15 protein-coding genes and 1 pseudogene are annotated in these 25413 nt (G+C 55.2%); all 16 read right to left on the reverse strand.

Annotated features, from left to right (window positions below; genetic code table 11):
• The gene (locus tag XDD1_RS17335) at positions 1 to 4683 is read right to left on the reverse strand and encodes an RHS repeat-associated core domain-containing protein (protein ID WP_084721073.1); all 4683 of its coding nucleotides are present in this window, start codon (positions 4681 to 4683) and stop codon (positions 1 to 3) included.
• A 13-nt stretch (positions 4684 to 4696) separates the two neighbouring features.
• Positions 4697 to 5116, reverse strand: a complete 420-nt coding sequence (locus XDD1_RS17340; RefSeq protein WP_045973096.1) for a DUF1795 domain-containing protein — start codon at positions 5114 to 5116, stop codon at positions 4697 to 4699.
• A 129-nt stretch (positions 5117 to 5245) separates the two neighbouring features.
• The gene (locus tag XDD1_RS17345) at positions 5246 to 7429 is read right to left on the reverse strand and encodes a type VI secretion system Vgr family protein (RefSeq protein WP_045973097.1); all 2184 of its coding nucleotides are present in this window, start codon (positions 7427 to 7429) and stop codon (positions 5246 to 5248) included.
• A 15-nt stretch (positions 7430 to 7444) separates the two neighbouring features.
• Entirely contained in the window at positions 7445 to 8809 is a 1365-nt protein-coding gene (locus XDD1_RS17350) for a VasL domain-containing protein (RefSeq protein WP_045973098.1), read from the reverse strand.
• Between the two features lie 82 nt (positions 8810 to 8891).
• Positions 8892 to 12500: a type VI secretion system membrane subunit TssM gene (tssM, locus tag XDD1_RS17355; RefSeq protein WP_045973099.1), complete on the reverse strand. Its 3609-nt coding sequence runs from the start codon at positions 12498 to 12500 to the stop codon at positions 8892 to 8894.
• Positions 12497 to 13939, reverse strand: coding sequence for a type VI secretion system protein TssA (tssA, locus tag XDD1_RS17360; RefSeq protein WP_045973100.1), 1443 nt, complete (start codon positions 13937 to 13939; stop codon positions 12497 to 12499). The genes tssM and tssA overlap by 4 nt, the downstream gene beginning before the upstream one ends.
• Positions 13940 to 13944: 5 nt before the next feature.
• Positions 13945 to 14613: a type VI secretion system-associated protein VasI gene (vasI, locus tag XDD1_RS17365; RefSeq protein ID WP_045973101.1), complete on the reverse strand. Its 669-nt coding sequence runs from the start codon at positions 14611 to 14613 to the stop codon at positions 13945 to 13947.
• Positions 14610 to 15413: a hypothetical protein gene (locus tag XDD1_RS17370; RefSeq protein ID WP_045973102.1), complete on the reverse strand. Its 804-nt coding sequence runs from the start codon at positions 15411 to 15413 to the stop codon at positions 14610 to 14612. Before XDD1_RS17370 ends, vasI begins: the two co-directional genes overlap by 4 nt.
• A gap of 5 nt (positions 15414 to 15418) precedes the next feature.
• Positions 15419 to 18145 (reverse strand): annotated as a pseudogene (gene tssH / locus XDD1_RS17375) (type VI secretion system ATPase TssH); the annotation flags it as partial.
• Between the two features lie 9 nt (positions 18146 to 18154).
• Complete coding sequence (icmH, locus tag XDD1_RS17380; RefSeq protein WP_045973104.1) at positions 18155 to 18925, reverse strand: type IVB secretion system protein IcmH/DotU; 771 nt, start codon at positions 18923 to 18925, stop codon at positions 18155 to 18157.
• 2 nt (positions 18926 to 18927) lie between these two features.
• Positions 18928 to 20280: a type VI secretion system baseplate subunit TssK gene (gene tssK / locus XDD1_RS17385; RefSeq protein ID WP_045973105.1), complete on the reverse strand. Its 1353-nt coding sequence runs from the start codon at positions 20278 to 20280 to the stop codon at positions 18928 to 18930.
• A 2-nt stretch (positions 20281 to 20282) separates the two neighbouring features.
• Positions 20283 to 20837 (reverse strand): type VI secretion system lipoprotein TssJ, encoded by a 555-nt coding sequence (gene tssJ, locus XDD1_RS17390; RefSeq protein WP_045973106.1) that lies wholly within the window; start codon positions 20835 to 20837, stop codon positions 20283 to 20285.
• Positions 20821 to 22116, reverse strand: coding sequence for a type VI secretion system-associated FHA domain protein TagH (gene tagH, locus XDD1_RS17395; RefSeq protein ID WP_045973107.1), 1296 nt, complete (start codon positions 22114 to 22116; stop codon positions 20821 to 20823). Before tagH ends, tssJ begins: the two co-directional genes overlap by 17 nt.
• Positions 22117 to 22121: 5 nt before the next feature.
• A complete protein-coding gene (gene tssG, locus XDD1_RS17400; protein WP_045973108.1) occupies positions 22122 to 23174 on the reverse strand; it encodes a type VI secretion system baseplate subunit TssG in 1053 nt (350 codons plus the stop codon).
• Entirely contained in the window at positions 23138 to 24970 is a 1833-nt protein-coding gene (gene tssF / locus XDD1_RS17405; RefSeq protein WP_045973109.1) for a type VI secretion system baseplate subunit TssF, read from the reverse strand. Before tssF ends, tssG begins: the two co-directional genes overlap by 37 nt.
• The gene (gene tssE, locus XDD1_RS17410; RefSeq protein WP_045973110.1) at positions 24971 to 25411 is read right to left on the reverse strand and encodes a type VI secretion system baseplate subunit TssE; all 441 of its coding nucleotides are present in this window, start codon (positions 25409 to 25411) and stop codon (positions 24971 to 24973) included.
• Positions 25412 to 25413 lie beyond the last annotated feature (2 nt).

Genomic DNA, 25413 nt, shown 5'->3' on the forward strand with positions numbered 1-25413 from the left:
TTACCTACCTTTTTTACCTTTACATTCAATGTCTAATATTGGTTTTGATTTACTAAATTTATCTGTAGTTCCTATCCTTGTTTCATATTGAGCACCGATAATTTCTTTATTAAATTCCTTTAATACATTTACACCAATCCCACGGGCCCCTGTTTCATTCTTTTTATAAAACACCTTATCCGGTGCTCCTGATTCCCCTCCATAGAACCGTTCCATATCTATCCCGATCTCTTTACCCAGCATCCTATACCCTGTTTCCGTTACAGTATATGTCACTCTATGCGTATTCTTATTACCCGCAGGGTTAATCGGTCCTGTTTTCATTTGCTCAGCTGGGATATTGATCCAACGGGCACCATTGCCACCATTCTTATTTAATACAATCTTTCCTCCCGCTTTTTGGACTGCCTCTAATTCTTCGGTATTCATATACCTTACAACTTCATACGTCGGCTCTTTTCCTTTTGAAGCTGTTCTTTTCGGGTCATCTTTCGGTTTCTTTTTCGCCAGCCCCAGCGGATCAATTTCCCCCGTCGGATTAGGCACATAGCCGTAGGTATTTTCCCCTCCCTGAATCCCAATGGGATCGGGCGTCAGATAACACCCCGCGATCGGCGAATAATACCTGAACCGATTATAGACAAGCCCGCTTTCCTCATCCAGCCACTGGCCGGCGAATTTCAATCCCGGATCAAACTGGGCATTTTCACCCCCGCTCCCTAACCGCAAGCCATACAGTGAATAAGCGGGCTGACGCCAGACACGATGACCTGCTGGGTCAAATAAAGCTAACGGTTCACCCGTCGGTGCGCAGACGGCATACTGCGTCTGAATATTCCCTGCCAGCAGTTCACTGCGGTTTTCCGGATTGGGCGTAAAAAATTGTACCTGCTGCGCCAGTAACTGCCAGCCGTCAAACACCAGATGGCGAATGCTGTACAGACGGTCGTGGCGGTATTCCCGGATTTCGGCCGGGGTACTGCCATCCCACAAGTAGGTGGTTCGCATGCCCGTCTGCGCGCACGCTTTTTCAATCCGCCGCCCAAACGCATCGTAGCGGTAGACCCACTGCTGACTACCCGGTGTCAGCACATTGACAAGCTGGTTCTGGCTGTTCCAGCGGAACTTGGTCAATTGCGGGCGATGGCCTTCCTGCCACAACTGCATCGCGGTCATCCGGCCCGCCTCATCATACTCAAACAGGTGCTGACCGAGGCGTCTTAACCGGTGCCCTTTCTGATAGAGCCATTCCCCGTCAATGTCATTGAGGCCGTCAAAGCGGCGGGACGGGTAGCCGGAGGCATCGTACTGGTAGTGCTCCCGCAAGCGTTCACCGTCACTGACGGAAATGACCTGACCATTGCCGTTGACCACATAACGCAGCCACTGCCGCTCATCATTCGCCGCCACCAGATTGAGCGCCGCATCATAGCGGTATTCCCGGTCCAGTCCGGCCAGCGTCGGCTGCGGGATATCTGCCACTTCATGTGCCTCAAAAATTTCCGTATTACGTCCGGCACGCTGGGCGATCAACTGCCCCATCAGGGAATGCTGCTGCCGCAGGATAAAGCCCTTATCAGACTGACGGTGCCATTCCTGCCCTTCAGCATCACGGGCCATAGTCAGGCAATCCTCTCCACCGAGGATCAGCACGTTGACTTCACCCGCTTTATTAACGGCCGTCTGCATTTGCCATTGCCGTCCTTCGGTAAGGACTGCCCGGCTGACGCTCACGTTATCCGGGTATTCACGGCGGATTTCCCCGTTCTGCTGGATTTCCCTGACAAGACGATCCTGTTCATCATATTCGTACATGATGGGAGCACTGTCAGGGGCTGCCACTTCCAGCAGATGGCCCAGTTCATCATAGCGATAGGTCGTGGTGCCTTCCGGTGTGTGCATTGCCGTCATTCGCTGTGCCGCGTCATATTCAAAACGGGTCACCTGACCTAACGCATCCCGCATTTCAATACAGTTGCTGTTGCCATCATACGCATAATACCACTGCGTACCCGCATAGTCAGTTTCGGTGATCACCCGGCCGTCCGCATCCCGTGTATAGCGGTAGCTTTCCCCCTGCGGGTTAATCACCTCCTGCAATTGCAGGAAGTCAGGGTCATAGTAGTATTGCCAGCGATGGCCTTCCCCATCCACCCGCGCCACTGGCAGATCAAACGGCCCGTATTCGATCTGCCATTGCACACCGCGGCCGTCTGTCCATTCGGTCAGGTTACCCTGGCGGTCATGGCGAAAACGTTCAAGGCTGTTATTGGGTCGATCACTTAAGACTACGTTATGATAGCGGTCATATTCCCAACGCCACCGTGCGCCTCCCACCGTCGTCAACTGCTGTACACGATCCTGATTGTCATATCCCCATTGCAGACTGCGGTTATCTTCATCAAACAGAGCCGTTAATCGGTGATGGCTGTCATATTCCAGTGTCCGCTTGCTGCCATCGCTCTCTTCCACCGTCGTCACTAATCCAAATTCATTGCGGGTCAGAGTGGTTTTATCCCCATTGGGAGCAATAAAACACTCAGGCACCCCGTTATCATCGTACTGTTGCACCCAGCAACGGCCGCGCGGATCGGTTACGCTGATAAGGCGATCCCGGTCGTCATAGTCGTAACGCCATGTCATTCCCATGGCATTGGTAAACGCCGTAACCAGACCGGTATCAGCTAGGTAATCCAATGTGACAACATGGCCTTCCGGTGAAATTTCCCGACACAAATTACCCCATTCATCGTATTCATAGTGCGCAATCCGGCCACAGGGGGTTTCCAGTTGTGTCACCTGTTGCTGGTCATTGTGATACCACGTGGTGGTATGGCCTTGTGGATTACTCGCACGAGTCATCCCCGGTGCATAGTCAAAGTGGACAGGATAATATCCTCCACTGCCGACACTGTCGGTACAGCGCCCTTGATTATCATAAAAATAATCCACGGCGGTCTGATCGCCGTCTGACCAGCGGCTAATCAGCCCCTGCGCGTTATAGTCATAGAACAAGTGGAAATGCTGGCGGCTGTCTGCCTCAGCCAACCAGCCGTTGTCGTGATAACGGTAATGTGTCATCACTTCATTCAGATCACTGTCAGTACGGCGGATTTCTTCCAGCAACCCGTCCCCGCGGTACAGTAAGACTAACTCCGGACCATCACTGTGCGTAATCTTGACCAGTTGGTGTTGTTCACTGTAATGAAAATGCATGGTGTTGCCGTAGGGGTCAGACAATGCCCCCAATTGCCATTGCAGGCTGCCATCCGCTGTCGGTACGGCGACACTAAAATGCTGGCTGACCGGATTGTTACGCTCATGCAGGATATACCCTGTTTCAGCCCGGCTCAGGGTAAATTCGGGGTGCTCCGGGTTCATGCTGCTTTGGTCGGACGGCGTCAGGATAAAGTAAAGTGAAGCCCCTTCGGTGGTGCGAACTTCTATCCGGTCACCCATCACCATGGCACGGCCTGAAAAGGTATCGGTCCAGTTTTCGCCCAATAATCCCCGTTCCCCCGGTGACCAGCTGCGCATAAACGTCAGGGGTATCGTTTGTCCCAGCTCAATCTCGGTATGCTGTGCAAACAAGGCACCCGTAGTGACATCAATAGGATCACCCTTGAAAAAACGTTTGGCTGCTTCCCAGTAACGTTTAGCGCCTTTTGTTTCATGAAAGGTTCGCTTGGCACAATTGGTTCTGTGAGATAAATTACCCTTGACTTTAGATTTAGCCTTAGCAGCCCCAATCTTAGCCCCGTTCAGCACCTTCTGGCTGCCGGCCCTGACGTTGGCAGCCGCTTTCTTCGTCCCCGTCCGGGCCCCTGCCACGGCTTTCTTGGCCGCCGCTTTCGGGTTTTTTATCACGCTTTTGGCAACCTGTTTGGCTTTCTGCGCCCCCAGTCTGGCACCGGCCACGATGCCCCGGGTATCCCTGACCATTGCCCTGAATTCTTTGCGGGCGGTCCGGGTCAGGACTTTCCGTCCTTTTGAGGTGAACAGTTTACCCGCCATTTTCAACCCACCGCGCGTCGGCGGGACAAGATATTCCACGGCCACCAGCAACGCCCGCTCCAGCGGAGAAAATTCTTCTTCTACATCCAGATAAGGATACTGGCCGGAGCCAATAAAGACCGTGCCCGCCCCGCCCTTGATTGCCGCGCCACACACCAGTTTGTCATCGACCCGGGCGGCAGGCTGGCCGTTAATAAACACGGTTTCACTGCCCTGCGCGATTAATGGCGGGGAGGAGGGGTGCTTGCCACACTTCGCCATGTCCACCGTCGCCCGGGCCGCCGGTTTGCCCTCAATCAAGACATTGGGTGAACCGCTGTCCAGCATCCCATCCGGCGAGCAGCAACTGTTTATCATGTTCGTCACTGCCGAACTGGCTTTGCTGATCACGTCCCCCAGGGCAAACGTGCCGGCGGTGCCGAGGGCGGCGACCAATAATGTCGCCCCCAATCCCCCGGTGCCGGCCACCAGCAAGGCCGCCGCACCAAAAACCGCCGCCGATATCAATGCCCCGGTGACCACCCCCGCCAGCGCGGCCAAGAAACTGCTGTGCTGGATAGGATCGTCCTTGCGGGCGGCTGCGGGGCCTTTCGGCCCCGGGTTCCGTTTGCCCGCGTGGGTCGCGCCCACCCGCGCGGTTCGCGTAATAATATCATCCATCAATCCCATGACTGACCTCCTGTCAGGCAGCCTGGAAGCTGGTCACCACACCCAGCAACGCAGTGCGCTGTCCTTCATTAAACGGCTGCGGTGACGTCAGGTTAAAGACCAGTAATTGACTGCCCCGGACCTGCAACACCACCGTCTGGTGCATTTCCCCTTCCGGGCTTTGCCACTGGTAATCCAGCCGCCACGCGGGCTCACCACTCAGTTCAATTTGCAGCCGTTGATGTTCCTGATACCCCGGCAGGTGGGTCGCAAATTGCGTCAGGGTTTGTTCATAGTAGGCAGCGGGATCCGTGCCCAGAGGAACCGGGGTGCGGTTTATCACCAGATTGACCCCGCTGTCATCCGGCAGGACAAAAACCTGCATGGATTCATCGCGCCAGCCGGCGGGGATATTCAGGGTGCCTTCGTTCATCCGGTAAGGGTGTGCGCTCATGGTTTTTTCCTTTTTCACTCTTTCATCTTTTCAATCGGTTTGTCTGTTCAGCCAGCGCTCACTGGCTGAGGCGTTCCGTTCTGTTATCGGCATTGTCACGATAAACAGGCTATTTTAATTTCCAGCCACTTAGTTCAGCGTAATCTGGCTCCCGTTCACAAAGACCCCGCTGCCGTCCAGCAAAATACTGGATCCCCCAAACGAGATCAGGATCCCCCCCGTCGTCATTTGGATGGTGCCGTCACCAACCGTTAACGTGATGTCATCTTCCGCTTCGTACAGCTGCGTCCCCGGCCCGGCTTCGCTGGCTGTTGCAATCACCTGTACGGCATTGGCCTCCGTACTGCGGGCCTGACAGATATTTTCCGTCAGGTTGCCCTTTTCGATGGTCTTGTGCTCATCCCCCTTCTGGAGGGTTAACGTCCGGTCGCCCGCTTCCACCACCAGACTCTGGGCATTTTTCACCTTGGTATGCATGTCCTTCTGCGCATGCAGCGACAGCAGTTCGCTGCCCTTGGCATCCTCGAACAGCAGCTCGTTATACCCTTCGCCCTTGTGGGTCTTGGAGCGGAAGGCCATCTGGGTTTTGCTGCCCGGCAGCTTGCCCGGCGGGATATTGCTGGCGTGGTACGTTCTGCCGGTCACGATAGGCTGGTCCGGGTCGCCGTGCAGGAAGTCCACCACCACTTCCTGCCCGATGCGCGGGATGGCGAGCATCCCCCAGCCCTGCCCCGCCCACGGCTGGGTCACCCGTATCCAGCACGAGCTGTGGTCGTCGGATTTGCCGTACCGGTCCCACGGAAATTGCAGGCGCACCCGCCCGTACTGGTCACAGAAGATTTCCTCCCCCCCCGGGCCGACCACCTTGGCAATCTGCGGGCCGTCAATCACCGGTTTGGCCTGCGGTGCCGGCCGCCAGTGCTGGTTATGGCGGATAAAACTGAACTCGCTGTGCAACGTGGTGCCGCTCTCGCCGCCGCCCGCCGTTTCCAGCGCACCCGGCTGGCTGCCGCTGTGGGTTGCACTGACCACCTGCCATGACTGGTTCAGGTCCGGGCGCGGGTGGTTTATCAGGGTGAACAGTTTGCCCGGCTGCACCGCAATGGCGTGGCCGCGGCCCTGCCCGGTCACCGCGTCGCTGCGCAGCGCCTCCAGCCGGTAACGGGTAAAGGCCTTGCCGTGGGCTTCGTCCTTGAAGCGGCCGGGGTAGTCGTAGTGCTCGTAGTAACTTTCCTGCAACTGCTCGTCCTTCATCTGCTGGCTGAATTCCGCCGGCCACGCCGGGTTCTTGAAGGTGTAATCCTTCAGCTCCACCTTGGCCGGGCGCACCTGCGCGCTGCTGGTCAGGCTGGTCACCGACGGTTCCCCCGTGGTGCTGACATCCCCCGGCTGGTACGGCAGGATGAGGCCCGGCGGCACCGAGCCGGCGTCATCGGCAAACACCAGCGTGTTGCGCCCGTTGCCGCACTCGAAGAAGTAGAAGATGCCCTCCTCCGCCGTCAGCCGTTGCAGGAAGGCAAAGTCGCTTTCCTGATACTGGACGCAGAACTCCCGTGCCGGGTGCGGGTGGCGCAGGCTGAATACCACGTCACGGATACCGTGTTCTTTCAGGAGGGTGGTGATAATGGCGGCAATGTCCTGCTGCTGGAAAATGCGCGAATTCTGGCGCAGCGTGGTGCGCCATAAATCCGGGTAAATGGTCATCCGGTAGGTGGTCTGGTGCAGCCCGGTGTTGCCCTGTTCAAAGCGCGCCACCATGCCGGTGAGGCTGCGCTGTTCCACCCCGTCCTGCAAAATGGTCAGGGTCGCCGCCCGGTCCAGCACCGCCGGAAAGTCGATGGCCGGGTCGGCACTCGCCAGCCCGACTTGCAGGCTGAACGGCCGGGAAAAGCCTTCCGTCAGGGCGAAGTCGGTGACCACAAAGGTCTGCGGCGGCAGGCTGCCCGCCGTCAGGGTAAACTGCAACCCGCTCGGGGCACCGAGGCCCAGCAACTGGCCAACCTGTTGCAGCGCCTTGGCCGCCCCACTCTGGCCGGCGGCGGTCCGGGCGGCCAGCCCCGCCCCGCCGGTAAACCCGCCGCCCGGGATTAGGCTCCCGGCCCCGGCAGCACCAAGGCCAGAACCTGAACCGCCGCCGAGACCGCCGGCAAAGCCGCCGCCCCGAATTAAGCCCCCGACCCCGGCAGCGCCGCCGGTGCCCGCCAATTTGCCGGCCACCTGTTTCGCGGTCTGTATCGCGCCCTGTCCCTGCCGGACAAGGGCCTGGCCTTTTTTCAATTTATCGGTGTTCTTCTTTATCTTCTTGATTGACATGATAAGTCTCCCTGATTACTGCCCGCCGTCCGCGGGGGCGGCGGGTTTATGATGTTCGGTGGGGTGTTCGGTCGCCTGCCGCAGCCGGTCATAGCGGCCCAGCAGGGCGTTAAAGCGGTCATCGATGCCCTTGAGCAACACCGGCGGCGCGGCCTCCCCGTTCGCCGCATGGACGCCCAGCTGGCGCAGCAGTTCTTCCAGCGGCACCTCACTGCCGTGGCTACGCTGGATATCGTAGACGGCGGTTTTCAGGTAGGAGAGCGTGAAGCTGCCCCGGGTGCGCTCCTGCAACAAAATTTTGTCCGCCAGCTGTGTCAGCCGGTCGTGGGTGGTGTGCCAGCCGCCTTTCAGCGGCACGCTGTCAATCCGGGCGGTCATCGCCTGTTCCCACGCCCGGGTGGCCTGCCGCTGCACCGGCGAATCCGGCCAGTGCTGTTCTGCCACCGCGGTCAGGGCGCGGGCGGCCTCCCAGGTGACTAAGGGCGGGGTCTCGGCCAGCCGCTCAAGCTGGCGGGCATAACTGTCCAGTTCAGGCCGGTCAAGCCACGCCAGCCGCGCCCCCGCCGGCTGGGCGGTGATGGCGTTAAGCTGCTGCTGCAACGGCTTGTAGAACCCCAGCCAGCCACCCACCAAGACCAGCCCCCCCAACAACGCACCCAGCCCAAAGCCCTGCCAGGCATTGAGCCCTTTCGGCGGCGGTTCCGGGAACTGCACCCGCACGCGCGGCGGGTTATCGGCCTCCGGCGGCGGCGCATAACGCGGCGCCGGCGGCGGGGTGTCCGGTTCGGTGTCGGACTGGGACAAATACACCAGCGGCGGCATCTGCACCGGCGCCGCCGGTTTGGCGGCCGGGCGCGGTTTTTCCAGCTTTTTGGCCGCGTTCTGGAAGAACCACAGCAGGTTTTCCACCCGCGGCAGGCGTTTCAGGTCGGATTGCTGCAACCGGTCGATAATCAACTGGAGCGCCCGTTCGGCGCGGTAAATCAGCCGCAGGTCGCCGGCGGCAAAATCAAGCTGGCGCAGCCCGCTGCCGGTGCGGGTGTGGAACCACTCCAGCAGGTCGGTGCGCACCGCCGGCTGCGGCGGCCACAGGGTGTCCCATTCACTGACGATAACCCCCGCCAGCAGTTCACACCCCTCGGTGAACCCCGCCAGCCCGCCCAGCTGCATCCGCGCCAGGGTGTAGTAAATCGCGGTCTGTAAATCGACCCCGTTGGTCTTGAACAGCGTCAGGGACAACGATTCCACCAACGGCCAGTTCACTTCCGGCTGGGCCGGGTGGCTGGTCTTGTTGATTTCATCGCGGATAACGGCAAATTCCGGCAGGTTCAGCGGACTGCCGCCCGCCCGGATGATGAGATTGTCAGGGTGAGCGCTCATACTCTCGCTTTTCTCCTTAAAAAAACCCCCTGCCCGAAGGCAGGGGGCGGGTTGACTGTCAGGACGGTCCCGCGCCTTCCGCTCAATACAGGGTGTCCGGCAGTGTGAACTGGCTGAACAGCCCGCCGGCAAACGGGTTGTCGGATTCGTCCACGTAGACGCGGTAGGTCATGTCGCCGCCGTCCACGCTAAAGCGCACATCAAAGAAGCCCGGCTGGATATCTGTCAGCGTGCCGCTGTTAATCAGCCGCAACTGCGCCCACGGGCCGCTGAAGCTGACCGCGCGCGGCGCGCGGTTGCTGTTGGCCGGCATCAGGGTCAGCTGGCTTTCGGTGCCGGCGCGCATCGAGTTCGGCCAAATCAGGCGCGCCACGTTGCGCCGCCCGTGTGAGTAATCCACCAACTGGCCGTCGAGGTTGAGCAACGCTCGGCGCTTGTTGCCGGTCAGGCTGACCGGTTCAATGGCAAACTGGGCGCCCAGCCCGTTTTGCGGGGTAAAGAAAGTGGTGCGGATGCGCTCGGCCACGGCCAACTGTTTCATCACATCCGGGCGGATCAGCGTCTTGCCGTCGGTGCCCATGGTCAGGTTATATTCCACAAACGGTTTCAGGCTCTGCTTGTAGAAGCTGTCCAGCGTGCCGTCCGGCCGGAAGAAGCGGTCAAACTCGCTCAGCGGCACTTCTTCGCGGGCCGCCGGGTTAAACGGATAGCGGCCGGCCAGATAGGTGCGGTACTGTTTGACCACCGTGTGGCTCCATTCCACTTCCAGTGACCGCACCGCTTCCATCATCACCACGCGCCAGGCCTGTTCCGCCAGATCCCCCACCCAGCGGTTCAGCGGCTCCGGCAGGGTTTTCGCCATCTGCTGCACTTCAAAAATCGCGTCACTGGTGTTTTTGTCCAGCCGCATCTGCACCGCCTGCAACGCCGCCTTGCCCGGCACCGGCGAGTTCTGGATCGCCAGCAGGTAACGGTGCAACGCCGTCAGTTTCTGGTAGACGCTGTGTAACGTACTGCCCTTGTCACCGCGTTCCGCCAGCACGTCGGTTTCCTGTGCAAAATCGTGGCTGATGCGGTTTAGCAGCCGGTAGTCGGCCTGTTTCACCAGCGCCGCTTTTTCTTTTTCGCCCAGGGCGCTGCCCGGCACCGGTGGCTGGGTGTTGTCGCCCAGGATTTGCAGCGCCCGCTTGATGGGCTGCTCCCCGCTGATCACCTGTTCGATGGCACTGATGGCGTGCGGCAAATCATCAAAGTCACGCACCTCGAGGTTGTTCATCGCCGCCCGCCAGGTGGCGGTGTACTCGGACAGATACAGCTCATGGATATCGTTGAGGATCCGCTCCTGATCTTTGGCACTGTACTGGTCATGCACCGCGGACGACCCCGTTCCGCCGGCCGTGTCCTGATTCGGCTTCGTGATATTGAGCACCCAACTGTCCATCTCGGTCAGTTTGGTCAGTTCATCTTTCTGCCGGACGAAGTAATCCGTCAGGCCGAGGCGGGTCAGCAACTGCGGGATCACCAGGCGTTTTTCATTGCTGGCCACAAACACATCGTCAAAGCTGGGGCCAATCTGGTCACGCAGGTTGAGCGGTGCCGGCAGGCTGTCCTGCGCCCGGATACGCAGGTTCTGGTACACCCGCTGCTTGACGGAAAGCGCTTTCAGCTCCTCCTGCGCCTGCCGGATCGGTTTGACAAACGGGGCAAAGTGGGCAATGGCCTCTTTGTCCCCGTTATCGCGCAGGGTCTTCCAGTCGGTCCGGTCGAGGGCGTAATCCAGGTGGGTCAGCAACGCCTCCTGCACATCCCGCTGGCCGTTGAAGGCCTGGCTCCAGCGCGTGCGCATATACTGGGCAACCAGGCCGGGGTTGCGTTTGCTTTTATCTTCCATCATGCGCATCACCCGCAGGATTTCGAGTTTTTCCTCACTGCCGGCCGGGGCCTGCTTCAGGTCATCCAGCAACCCCCGCATCAGTGCCGGCAGGAAACGCTGCTCCAGCAGTTTCAGGTAGGTGCCTTCCACATACGGCCCGACCCCGCCGCCCTGATACAGCGCCATGTCGGTCAGGAAGGATTTGTTCTCGTGATAGTTGCCGTAAGCCAGCGTCGCATCCCGGATCGGGTTCAGCAGCGGCAACTGGAGGTTGCCGTCATGGTCATCCCCTTTCGGCGGCGGCACGGACAGGAAATTTTTCGCCTGCGCCAGCACTTCTTCCCCCGCCCGGTAGTTTTTCTGGTAGAAGTAATGCCAGCCGCCCCACATCGCCAGCACGACCAGCGCACTGACCGTGGAGAAGGTGTACAACTGGCGGCGGTTGCGGCTCAGCCAGATGCGGTTCTCCGCCGCCAGGTTCGGTTCGGCCAGCAGGACCTCTTCGAACAGGGAATGGGTAAAGAACGGCAGGGTGTCGCCCGCCGGCCAGGTGGGAAACGCCTGCGCCCCCAGGTGGTACTGCGCCGAGGCGGACTGGGTGAACAGATCATCCATCTGCCCCACCTGATGCGCCGAGGTCAAGTAGACGCCGCGCAGGGTCGGGCGGTGGTGTTCATCGTTATACAGGATATCGTCCAGCATCTGGGCGATGTAGCTGTGCAGCCCCTGGATCTGGCGGGTGAAACTGAACAGGGCGGCCCGCTGGTTGGCATCGACGTTGTTCAGCATCATGTCCGGCATCGCGGTATTCAGGTTGGCCATCCACTGTTTCCAGAACGCCTCCAGCTCACTGCGCCACGCTTTTTCATCGCGGTTGTTGAGGCTGAAGGTCACACCCAAAATCTGGTCGCGCAATTGGCGATCCAGCGGCTGGTACAGGGCCTCAAAGCCGTGCAGCAGGTCGATTTTGGTCATCACCAGATAGAGAGGCAACTGGCTGTGGAAGGTCAGGCGAACGTCTTGCAGGCGCTGGTGGATTTCCCGCACATAACGTTCACGCTGTTCGCGGCTGTCGGTCATCAGGCGCAGGGTATCCACGGTCAGAATCATGCCGTTGAGCGGCTGGCGCTGCCGGTTTTCCGCCAGCCAGTTCAGCAACGCTTCCCACAGGCGGCTGTTGATTTGGGGTTTGTCGCTGTTAAGCGGGACGGGCTGGTCAATCAACTGCCCGCGGGGATCGATGATCACCGCTTTTTCCCCCAGCCAGCAGCGCAGCATCAGGGGAACGTCGCCATCCTGACGCAAATATTCGGGGGCCGCGATTTCAGACAGCTTCACCCCTTCCTTGATCAGTGAGGTCTTGCCGCTCTTCTGGCTGCCGATGACCATATACCACGGCCGTTCATACAGGTAATTGTAGGAATCCAGATGGCGTTGCAACTGGGATTTCCAATGGTCGAGATAGCGATCCTGATGTTCAATGTCCACCCGGACCGGATCAAACACTTTCAGTTCAACGTCGAGGTTGAGTTTTTCCAGTGTCCGCAGGCGACGCCACGCTTTCATGCCGATCCAGCCCAACACCATCATCATAATGAGGGCAGTGGCCAGCCAGCGCGCCGCGAGGCTTTCCAACGGATAATCGTTGCGCAGTTTCCACTCCGGCCCCCACCACCAGACGGCAATCAGCAGCAGGCAGGGGATAAGCGCCAGAATCAGTGCCATCAATGCCTTGAGGCGGGGCAGGGACTTAAACTTCGCCAAGGTCGGCAAGGCAGATTTCAAGGGTGCCAAAGAGGACAAAGAGGGCCATTTCATGGGTTAACGCTCCTGTTTGCGGCCGTCTCCTTGAGGGAAGACGGGCCTTTTTCAGCCAATTTTTCAGTCAGTAAAGCCAGCAGGCTGGGTTCCCATTGAGTCAGTTGCATGTGTTGTCCCGTGTGTAACAAATTGCGGTAATGCTGTTGGGCCAGCGCGGTCATGCCCGCTTCTTCAAGCAGTTGGGCGTTGAGCAATTGGCCATAGCATTGATCCCGTGGCTCAGTTAATTGTTGTTGATGGGCTTCCAGCATGTTCAGTGCCGCGGCCAGTCCCTGTTGCTGGAAACATTGCCAGATAGCGGCCTGATCCGCAGACAGGGAACCCTGCCCCGTTGCCACGCCTTCCGGCGCAAGCCAGTCAAGGGTTTCCGGCGAAATAAACGGACTCATGTCAGAAAAACTTAAGGTTTTCAGTACCGGCAAGCGATCCAAAAAGGCATTGAGCGCATCACGCATGGCCTGTGCAACGTGCCCATAGCCCAATTGCAATGCGGCTTGTGCGGCAATGGCATGGCCATCCAGCCAGTAAGGTGCCAGTGTCAGGCTCTGCTCGATTTGTTGCAGCAATTTATTGTCCGCCGCCGGCAGTCTCGCCAAATAGTCGGCGGTACGATCGGCAGAAGCCGGTGCCAGCGGGGTTTTGCCCGTCGCGTTCGCCATCGGTGCCGCCGTGATGGTGTGCCAGACCGCATGACGGCGCAGGGAATACCCGATCGGTGAGTCGGGATGCCGTTCACACAGCAAATCGGCGACGGTCATCAAGGTCTGCTTCCACGCCTTGTCGCTCGAACTGTTGACGTCAACGTCCGGTATCGGTGCCACTTCACCGCCCTGTGGCGCTGGCGCTGTGGGTTCGGCTGTCGATGCCGGCGCCGGCTTGATTTCCACCGGTACGGCTTCCGGCTGACGGTTATAGCGAATGCGCAGTTGGTCAACGTCTTTGGCCAGTTCGCCTTCATGGGCATGCCAGCATTGGGCGAGGTGTGCCAATGCCCCTTGTGCCTCATCCCGTTCACTTTTGCTTGCCCGTTCAATAAAACTGCCTTGGGCAGCGTCAAAGCGCTTGAGGACTTGCTGGGCCATCCGACGTTTTAACTGGGGTTTGGTCGGCCAACCTTTTTCCCAGTAGTTTTTGACATAATCGGCCAACAGTTCCATGGCGAGGATCAATTCCGCCGGGTTGCCGACATGCTGCAACGTCCGCAGCAGATGCACCACCAGGCGGAAGTCTTTGCTGTTTTCTCTCAATACTTGCAATGCCTGACGCTGTATCGCTTCAACATCCAGCGAGCCATGTGACAGCGAACCAAATTTCATCATTTCGCTGTCAATGTATTCCCAAGTGGGATCGTTATCTGCCAGTCCCTTGCCAATCTGTTCGTCGGACAGAGGTGCCAGCAGGGAGCCGAACCAGTCGAATTGTGTTCTGATGTCCATGTCGATTACCAACGGCAGGCAGCGCGTAATGGCTTCGCGGCCTGCTCCAACTGAGAAATGTTAAAGGTGACCTGACTGCCATTACTGCCCGTCACGCTCATCCGGTCGCTGTTCATCAGGCGCTTGATTTCTTCAATGCCCGGCAAGCCACGGCTGGATTCCCACAAGTAACCCTGTTCCCGCACGAACCATTCCGTCCGGTACTCGGTTCTGTCGGTGGTCACGGTGACCACCCCTGAATCCACGGGCTTAGGCAGTGCCACCTGTAAGCGGGTGATACTGTCAATACAACTCAGCATTAATACCGGGCGCGGCGGTGGTACGCCCAGTGCGGGCGTGGTCAGGATAACGGGGGACGCCCCATTCTCTCCCTGCGTCACCATGAAGCTGGTCGAGTAGTCGGTACGTTTCATCTCCTGCTCCATCGCCTGCCGCCATAAAGGCCCCATATTTTCGATAGGAATGTGTACCGTTTTGAACTTGAGGTTATTCAACGCACGGTCATAGCAGGCCAGCCGGATCAGGGGCGACGGCTCAAAACGGCATTTATGCAGTTCATCTAAATTTTGCTCTTCCTTTACCGTGACCCCTTCCTGAGCTTCGACCCGCTCCGCCAGTGTGGGATCGCCTGCCAATGACGCAAGCAATGAACTGATAATTAAAACAATATTCATAATCTACACCCGTATTTAGCCAGTTTGTAAACCAACGTCCGCTGGGCAATACCCAGACTTTGGGCAATCAATCGGGTGTCGTTACCCAACTGACGCTGACGTTGAACCAACACGGCGCTTTCAAATTCTTCTATGGCCTTTGGCAGATTATCGATATGACTGTAATCCACGGAGATACGGCTGACGGCCGCCGGGTTTTTCGACTCACTCAGGGAAGCCAGCAGTTCATCCAGTTGTTTTTCTTTTTGGCGTTGAACCTGAAATACCTGACGGATTTGGCGTAACTGTCCGCGCAGTTGTTCGAGTTCCTGCAATTTTTTCAGGCGATGCTGCATGACGTGGCAATAGATGCCGAACATGTTTTCATTGTTGATGAAATGCTGGACATGTTCGGCAAAGATGACGATCACACCGCAAGACTGTTCATTGCAGTCAAACAGGGGGATGCCATATAACCCACAGTTATGCGGCAGTTCTGCAACAAACGTGCGGAAGTGAGGATCATCAATGCGTGCCCCGTGATTCAGGGAATCCCAAACAATGGGGGTTCCCTTGCGTAATACCTGTATCAATGGGTTATTGACGTCATCAATATCCACTTGCAACCGGCGTGAACTGGTTTGCTGTGGCTCCGGCAAGTTGTAGCATTCCAACCTGTTCTCGTTAATATTCAGCAGGAAAACCAACAGGGCATCAAAACGCGAGCTCGAGCTATGGCTGACCTGCAAAAAATGGTTAACCAGTTGTTCTATAGTGTCATTTTCCAATAACGCTAACGCGCTTTTCAGCCGCTGTTTCATTATTCTGCCTCCTCAACCTCTGCATGGAATTCGTGTTCAGCCACGCTTAAACGAATAGCCTTGATAGGTGTACCCGCCGCCATTTTCTGCAACAACAGCAGGGAAACCGGTGGAAGCAGGGCACCATCGATGATGGACTCCAACATACGGGCACCATTTTCCGCACGGGTCGCGCGTTGCAGGATCTCTTCGGATACGTCGTCGCTGATGGTGACTTCTGCGTTGAAACGTTGCGTCAGCAGGGTATCCAGTCGAGCCAGTTTGCCCTGAATGATGGTTTTCAGGGTTTCATGACCCAACGGCAGGTAAGGGATCACTTCCATGCGCGCCAACAGGGCGGGTTTGAAGAACGCGGCTAATTCCGGGTAAAGCAGGTCGTTGATCTGCTCCGGCTGCCCGGCATGGTCTACGATGGTTTGATAGCCCAGATTCGATGTCAGGAAGAACACGACGTTTTTACAGTCGATGATGCGCCCTTCCCCATCCGCCAACTCCCCTTTGTCGAACGCCTGATAGAACAAGTTCAGGACGTCAGGGTGCGCTTTTTCCACTTCATCCAACAAAACAACGGAATACGGTTTCTGGCGAATGGCTTCGGTCAGGACACCCCCCTCGCCGTATCCCACGTAACCCGGAGGTGAACCAATCAGACGGGAAACGGTGTGTTTTTCCTGAAACTCGGACATGTTGATGGTGGTGAGGTATTGACGGCCACCAAACATCAATTCCGCAATTTGCAGGACGGTTTCCGTTTTGCCGACACCACTTGGCCCGACCAACAGAAATGCCCCAAGCGGACGCCCCGGACGGCGCAAATCTGCACGCGCGGTCAATAAGTGTTTATGCAAACACTGGATCGCCATTTCCTGCCCTTTGATGCTTTGCCCCAAGTGGGTTGGCAGTTCGGTGACGATGGACAGTTCGCTTTGTGACAAGCGGTTTAATGGCACGCCAGTCCACTCAGCAATCACCGCAGCAATTTGGGTTTTGTCCACATGCGGGGAGACCAGCGTTTGTTTCTGCTGGAGTGCGGCCAGTTGTGCATTAAGTTCGGCCAGTTTCTCAATCAGAGATTGTTCATCGTCAGCAATGGTTTCATTTGCTTCTTCGTTTACTTCGGCATTTTCAGCAAGTTGTTCAGCCACTTCTTCCGCAATATCGCCCACCGCTTTTTCAGCGAGTTCAGCGACTTCAACTCGTTCAGCTTCAACTGGTGCATCGCCAGACAGCAATTGGCTGCGCAGTTCGATGATCTGTTGCACCAATGCCTGCTGCTGTTGCCAGTGGTTTTCCAGCTCAACCAGTTGTGCCTGAATCTCTTCCTGCTGGTCTTGCAATTCGTCCAAGCGGTCAGCATGGACGTTCAGCCCCATGCGCTGCTCTCTCTCCAGTACGTCGATTTCCATCTGCATCTGGTGCAGTTCGGTTGTCAACGAGGAGATTTGACGCGGGGGTGAAGTCAGGTTAATCGCAACACGGGCACAGGCGGTATCCAGTACATCAATGGCTTTATCCGGCAATTGACGACCGGAAAGATAACGGTCACTCAATACCGCAGAGGCTTTCAGGGCTTCATCATCAATCAGTACACCGTGTGCTTGCTCGTAAATGGCACGCAAGCCACGCATGATGATGGTCGCTTCATCCGCGGTTGGCTCCGAAACTTTCACCAACTGGAAACGACGGGACAGCGCGGCGTCTTTCTCGAAATACTTTTTGTACTCGCTCCATGTCGTGGCGGCGATGGTTTTCAGTTCACCGCGTGCCAGAGCCGGTTTCAGCAGGTTGGAGATATCCAAACCGCCCGCTTGGTTGCCGGCACCAATCAGGGTATGGGCTTCATCAATAAACAGGATGATGGGTTTTGGCGATTGGCTAATTTCCGCCATGATGCCTTTGAAACGTTTTTCAAATTCACCTTTAACCGCGGCTCCCGCCTGCAATGCCCCCAGATCCAGTGTCATCAGTTCGCTGTTACGCAATTTATCCGGTACGCGATCGTGAATAATGCGCAGTGCCAGACCTTCAATCAGGGCACTTTTACCGACCCCGGCCTCACCCACAACGATGGGATTGTTTTTGCGGCGACGGCACAAGATGTCGATCATCAGGTCGATTTCGTTATCGCGGCACAAAACCGGATCCAGCTTGCCCTGACGCGCTTGCTCAGTCATGTTCTGGGTAAAGCGTGCCAGCAGGCTGTCACTGTTCGCCGGATGTACACCTTGTCCCTCTTTATCGCTGGCAGCAAAAGGCTGCTCAGCCGAGCCATTCGTCCATTCAGCAAAGTTTTGGCGTAATAATTCGCGGTTGATACCTGCCAGCAAACGTGCCGTTTGTGGTGCCAGATAACGCAGTGGGCTGAACAGCAACGCAATCAGCAGCACGCCGCTGCGCAGTTCCGTGTGTTGCATCTCGGTGGAAGCCAACAGCCAGCTATCTTGCAACCACTCCACCAGCATGGGGGAAAAATTGGGGTAAGACTGCACCAGCGATTGATGGTGTGTCATGACCTGATCAAGTTGTTCTTTCAACAGATCTTTATCGATATCGGCTTTATTCAGGATCAGTCGCACATCACTGAGTGGCGTATCGATCATTTGCAGCAATAGCTGTGCAACCGTGATTTCAGGTTGTTGCTGACTGACACAAGATGCCACCGCGGCTTCCAGTGCATGGCGTGTCATCGGGTTTAAACGATTTACAAGGGTTGGCAAATCAATCTGGATCATGGCGACGTCCTATCTCAATAAGTTACTTAGCTGCTTTAATATGTCTTGGGTTTGATCACCGAGGCGAATGGCATAAAAGCTGTAAATCGCCACCAGCAATCCCACGCTAATGCAGAACAGGTGCTTGATCGTCCATCGTCTGCTCAGGCGATAACGCGCATTGCTCTCGTTGACGTTGATATACAGCGTGGTCGGCGGCGTATCCCCGCGCAGTGAGTGAAGCTGTTGCTGCAAGCGGCGGAACAGGCGCTCAAAGTCATCACTTTTCTGGGTGCTGACTTTGTAACGGCCGCGATACCCCAGACAGAGGCAGAGGTAAATAAACTCCAGCAGATGCTGGTAGCGCTGTGCCTCTCCCATCAGACGTTCAAGCAATACGAAGACCTTTTCACCTCCCCAAGTTTCATTGTGGAAGTGCACCAACAGTGATTGTTTCAACCAACCATTTTGGCTGTTCCAGCCGTGCCCCAACGCGGTTTCATCAATGAAGGTGCACAGTACGTAACGGAATGAAACAATCGCGCCGGGTTCATAACCCTTGGTTTGCAGATACTGCTCAATGGCACGAATGTCAGTAACAACCTGTTGGTAAAGCTTGTCTGGCAGTGCCTGATCCGTCATGTCCTGCAAACGCAAAACCATCCCCAGCAAGGGGGTGGCGGCATCGATCATTGGGTTGAGGCTTTCACCACGCAACGGGAGCTGATACTGGCGCTGAAACGTTTTCGGCGTTTCAGACTGTTTTTCCAGTGACGGACTGTCAACATTGATATCACTCATGATTATTCCTTACCGCCCCTGATAGCCCAGAGCTGCATATCTAAGTCAGGGAAATCCCCGGACACGTGGAACGCGATGGAATTTCCTTGCTGGATCTCTTTCCATGCCGGGCTTTTCTGATCCAGACGGAAATAGGTATATCCAGAGTGATAAGGCAACTGGCGAGGTGCAGCGGACAGGGCAATCAGCGGTACGCCCGGTAACTGAACGCTGACCAGATCGCGAATTCTTTCCATCGAGGTCACTTTGGTCTGCTGGACAAATTGACGGCGCAACTGTTCCTGCGGGGTGCTGGCGCTGATTGCCAGGACGAATTCGGCTTTGCGCAGCAGATCGTTGTCGTGGAGCGTTGCCACACGAATGCCACCTTCGTTCTGTTTCAGCGCAATCGAGGTGGCACGCGGTGTCAGCACCACGTTCAACGCATCACGAATGCCGTGCATCACATCCTGGAAGGTATCGGTCAGGTTATTGTGGTCATACGCCAAGACATTGCCCGGCAGACGGGTTGCATCGGTGAAGGTTCGCAATTCACCACACGTCTGGAGCAGCTCGGTATATAAATGCAGCGGATGCAGAACGGTTTGTTTTGCATAATGGTTGAACAACGGCTGAACACGGTTGAGCAATTGCAGCATCATAAATTCGGCCACATCCGCCACCCCTTGCTGACCCGGCGAACCAATGCGTTTAGCCAGTGTTCTTGAACGTTCTGTCAGCAGGCCATCAATTTCCACCATGAAACGCTTGAGTTTGTCAGCCACGAAGATCGACAAGCAGGTTGGGATAAATTCGTTATCCAAAACGATGTTGCCATCTTTTTGCTTTTCTTTGATGCGGCACAGTGGAATGGAGGTGTAAGCACTCATGTCCTCGGAACCTTGCATCAGCACCGGTGTCAACTGGGCCAGATTAAAGATTGAGGAATCCCCGCCTTTGGTATGCAGGTCACGGATATCAGTGGGCAGTTCCCGATAACGCACCGCACTTTGCGTTTCTGCATCCCGATCAGCAATTTCCCGGATCGTATCGCTGGACATTGGCAACGCCAGATAAATCTCTTTACTTTTCAGATCATTGGTATTCTCGATATCCAGCGGTTTTGGCAGTAAATCTTGGCTGGGCGCAGAGAAAACCGTGCCATCCGGCATGATGCCGCTGACTTCGGTGATCCCAATACGCCCCAGTTTGAGTAAATCATCATTGATACTCAGAGAGCTGAAACCGTGGGCATAAGGTGTTAATACTGAAACCAGGCTATGTGCCAGATAATCAATGTGTTTTTGTTGTTGCTGAAAATGTTGTGGTTTGATGAATAACCCTTCGTGCCAAATCACCCGATTTTTACCTGGCATGATTACTCCTCCTCTTTTCTAAGTTCGACGTCGTTATTTCTGACATGCACCAAGATGTGATAATGGCGGCCGATGTCTTTTACCCGGATGATCTTTTTCCATTCAGATTGATTTGCATCTGCATAGTGAACGATGACACCGATGTAACGGTTTTTCTTTTCCAATGTAATCCGTTCCAGAGGCTTGTATTGCCCCGGCAACAGGGTGTAATCCTGATGATCGATATAGTTTTTCCCCAGTGCCTTTTCGAGTTTGTCGCTTTCAAGCTGGCCATAATCCGCCGCCAGAAAACGAGAATCTTCACTGAGATAAACCAGATTCATTTCAACAGGAGCCGCTTCACCGCTTTCATTGGGGTTGATGTCGGGTTCGGCCAGCAATGTAATGTTGGCAACAGAAGCCTGTTCATCGGGTTGCCCTACCGGTGTGGAAGGGTCCCAAATGACTTGGCCCACTTTTTTTGTTGCGTTCCATGCACTGCTACAGCCGTTTAGCAACATCACTGACAGCAATAAAATCCCTACAGCCCATAGACGGCGACTAGCGGAATGTGTCATTGCTGGATTCCTCCAAGCCCTGACGCAATGCGCGGTCATAAGCCTGCTCATACACCTCGCGGAATAATTTTTCGAATCCTTGCTGGCGGCTGGACGCTAATTCGCGGTAATAGTTGGTGTACATTTCCCACGCCCAGGAAGCATCTTTATTCCTGACTTCGTTGCTACGACGATAATGCGAGAAACGACGGAGTAATTGCTCTGGCGAAAAGGCGTCCAGCATGGTGTCCAGCGCGGCAGAAATCGCTACCCGGTTGGCCTGATAGTGCAATTGCAGGTTTTGCAGGCTTTCTGCGACCGCGGCCGGCGCAGAAAGATGAACCGGGCTTTTCTGATCAGAGAACATCACCTGCATGGTGGTGTCATAATCCATATTCAGACGCAGCGGGTTATCTTCAATCGGCCGGAGCTGCTTATCACGCAATCCATGTTGTTCACGCTGGAGCGCCAATAAACCCTCGATGGCGGCTTTCATGGTTTTGCCCATCTCTTGCAGGAAATCATTCGCCTGCTGGCTGTCATGCAGGGGCAAACGCGCTTCCAGCCCGCGCATAAGCGGGGTAATGGCGACATGATCCACATCCATATCTTCGTACTGCCGATCGGAAGCGATATCCGGTAAATCCAGGAACTCCTGATCCATAACACTGCCTCGGTTATCAGAAATAGGGTTAGCAAATGGGGGGGATTGATAATGATCCGGCGGCAAAAGTTGCTCCGTATCATCAGCCTCAACCTGAGGTTTCAACGTGGTCAGGCTCTCGCTATCCAGTACCCGCAGTGGATCATCGCTGAAACGGTGCATCACCGTTGGCGCAATGCTTTCATCGTGGGCAAACACCGATTTTTGTGCGGGAACGCCTTCCATCATGGCATCCAGCGGATTGCTGTGGCTGGAAACCAGCGAGTCAGGTGATATTGTTGACGGATCAACACGATCTGTCTCAGATAAACTGATGTGGACCTTGATCGACAAATTGCCGACCTTGATTTGATCGCCTTGTTGTAACAGGATCAAACCCGACTCCGGTGCCAAAGTGGCGTTATTGATTTGTGCGGATTCCGCAAGCATTTGCAGACAAAATGCGCCGTCCTGCCACTTAATGGCGAATTGTGACGGGCAGACATTGCCCTGCTGATCCTGCACAGACCAAAGGTGACTTTCACTGCTGCCGACCGTACCGCCCTGTGTCGAAAACTGACAATTAGCGGATTTACCACTTTCTAGCTGTTCACTATTCAGAACCCGCAGTGAAAGGATGGGTTGATGTTTTTCCATAGTCGTTATTCCATAACTGAAATGATGACAGAAGGTTTCTTTTCCGGTTCGCCGAGAAAACTGCTCCACCCCAGATGATTATTCTGCTTCGCCCCCAATACCATGCCGCTGACCTGATTTTCAGCCAGACCAAGACGCAGCTCCCAAGCGAACTGGCTACGCATGACAAAAGAAATGAACATCACCAACGGGAGATAGTTTTTGCCGTCGGGCAAGAATGAGAGAAACCGTTCACGCGGCAAGTTGTTGATACTGAGTAAAAACTTACTGCTGTAATCCCCAACCCAAGAACCAATGCTAAAATTTTTCCCCAATACGGACAGCTCAGGATCACCGATGGTTTGTCCCTTGTTCCTTCCACCCAAACGATTCTGCTGATCCACGGGGATAATCATTTTCCTAAATTGCCAGCCGTGCAGCGTGACGTCCTGCAAATCAAAGCAGTGAGAAACCAAACTGCATATGACTTCGGGTGAGCGTCCGGGGCTTGCCAGCAAGCCGGCATACGCCAGCATCTTGCTGTGGTTGATGTTCAGCAACCGGCGGTTGACATCACTGCCTAACCCCACGAGGGAGAACATACGCTGAGAAAAATAATCTTCCCCACCCTTCTTAAAACAGATGTAATAGCGGTATTTCCGCCAGATCTGATGCAGGAGCGTAATTAAACGATGGTTGAAAAGGTTGAGGAAATCCGTCAGACGGTTTTCCCCCTGAGCATCTTCCCATGCCAGTGAATCCAGATAATAGCCCGGCATCGGGGACTGGCTGCCATGCAGTCCCATAAAGGAAACTTCCAGTTCGAAGAATCCCCTTTTGGATTGCACCAGCGAAATGACATCACGTGTCGGAAACGCCAGACTGGCACTGGAGCGGAAACGGATAGATTCCCGATCGGGACGATCGGTCTGTCCGGTTTTATCCCACGCTACCGCCAGTCGGTTAATCAGCTCAACCAACTGGTAAAAGTTGTACTGTGAGATGTCCAATGCCAACGGTGTGGCAGGATCGTGTTCCGTGATTACATCAACGAGTGTTGACCTATCTGTACCGGCCATTCATAACATTCCTGATTATCTAAATTGATTACCTTCAACATATGAAAAGCATTGACACTGGCATACAGTGAGAAAAACCGTGACAGGATCGTACTGAACAGATAAAGCTCCCCTTCCGAACTGAATGCCTGTTGTCGGATATACAGTGTTGAGCGCAATCCACGTACAGGCTGACCACGGAACAGACGATCTGTCGGCTCGGTTTCAATCTTTTCAATGGCATCCAGCCGTTTCTGTGATGAACGCTTGGACTGTCGGTTATGAATACTGGGGAAATCGTAGGTACGCAGAACCTGTTTCAGCGCGTCCTTATCCAGCAATGACATATAGTTCAGCGACATATTTGACAGCAGTGACCAGTGCAAACCGCCATCCAACAGCGGATAGAGAGGCACCGACGGCCGCGTGATATTACGGAAGGTCGCAAAGGTCGGGCTGCCGTTTGAAGGGTAATTAATGTCGCCAACCCGCAGCTCCAAAGGCATTTCACGGTTGGTACAGGTCAATCTGATCGAAACATTTTCTTTGAGCTGGAATCTGAGCAAATCGGCCTCATCACCCCGTACAAATGAGATGAAATGGTCCAGCCCCCGGCGGAAAGGCGACTCTTTCACCCGAATGCGGTAATAACGCATCGAACTTTCATCTTCGTCATCGATTTGGTGATTGAAACTTTCAAACGGGGTATAAACTCGCTCACCCATACGGGCACGGCTGCGTTCACCATTTTCCCCGGTCAGCCAGCTTTCTACGCCATCGACAGAGAAAATGTCGTAGTTATCCGGCAAGCTGTAACTGGCTTTCAATGGGTATTCAGTCTGGCTGCCATTCAGTTCGATCGCTTCACTGTCCATTGGGAACAGGTTGATTGCCGGCGTGCAGTGCAGACGGAAAGTGTCATGGCGAATTTTGGCTTCCGGTGGCAATGCCTGAGAAAAATGCAAGTTCAGTTTGAAATCTTTGGTCTTGAGATCTTCCGGCAGCGCCGGGAAACCTTTCACATCAAAAAACAGGAAGCTTTCTGCAAAACAGAAATATTCCTGCAAAATGCGATATCCCATATAGGCGTTTTTCGGGTAAGGCAGCAACGCATCTTCCCGCTCAAATCCCACCGGCACAAAGTCAAAATCAGGCAGGGAGATCACCGTATCACCCACCACCAATTCTGCTTTCGTGAAGTAATAACAGAGCCAGAAGTAGAGCTGGGAAGTGGTATAGTTATCACCGCTCAGATAAAAACGCAGTTTGTCCAGTTCCAACTCATGCAGGCTCAGTTCGGTTTTCGACGCAAAATTCAGGCCGATAACACCGGTCTCATTACTGTTATTGACGGAAATATCACGGATGGAAAACGGAAAAAGCCAAACATCACGGCAGAGCGTAAAGGTACAGCGGCCATCATCGTCTTTTTTGCCATCTGACTTTTCACTCGAATAAATATCATCTTGAGTGGCCAGCCTATGGCTCATAATCTGGGTGCCACGCTTAACCTGTGTCGCTTTCGTCACCACGCTCTCATCAGGCGTATATTCGATGATGGTCATGCTGGGCGTTGGACGCAGGTAGTTCGGCCAAAGCATATTGAGCAGACCGTGAGTCAATTCAGGGAACTGATCATCAATCTTTGCCCGCAGATTACCCGTCAGGAAAGCAAAACCTTCCAGCAAACGCTCAACGTCGGGGTCAGAACCTTGCTCTGACAAAAATGCGGCAAGATGAGGACGCTCAACTGCGGCTTCTTTCCCCAGTTGTCGCAGATAGTTCAGCTCATCTCGAAAATATTTTTCAAATGACATTTATTGAGTTCGCTCCAGGCAATAGCGCCGGTTGTTATCCAACTGGATGCTGAATTCCACAAGGTCGTTGATATCATCCAGAGAGATTTCAGCGCTGATATGAAAGCTCAACAGCAACGGATCTGAATCATCATGAATAGCACTGACAGAAACCGCTGATATTCTTGGCTCATAATTTCTGATGCACTCTTCAATCGCCCATTCGATACTTTGCTTGAAATCCACTGATGTCGCGGTCGCGTCATTTAGATCAATCACGCCTAAATCAACGGCACTTTGGCAAGCACCGGGACGGGAATTCAGTACTTCATTCAAATGCTTCTTGATGGACTCAAGCAGGGCACGCATCCTTGACTGACGGGAAGAGCCGTAGCTCTTCCCTTGAATGCGCTCGAACAGACTGGCAGAGCTGCCTCTGTTCCAACTGTACAGCGCAGCCATGA

The organism is Xenorhabdus doucetiae, from assembly GCF_000968195.1.
In the GTDB taxonomy this organism is placed as follows: Bacteria; Pseudomonadota; Gammaproteobacteria; order Enterobacterales; family Enterobacteriaceae; genus Xenorhabdus; species Xenorhabdus doucetiae.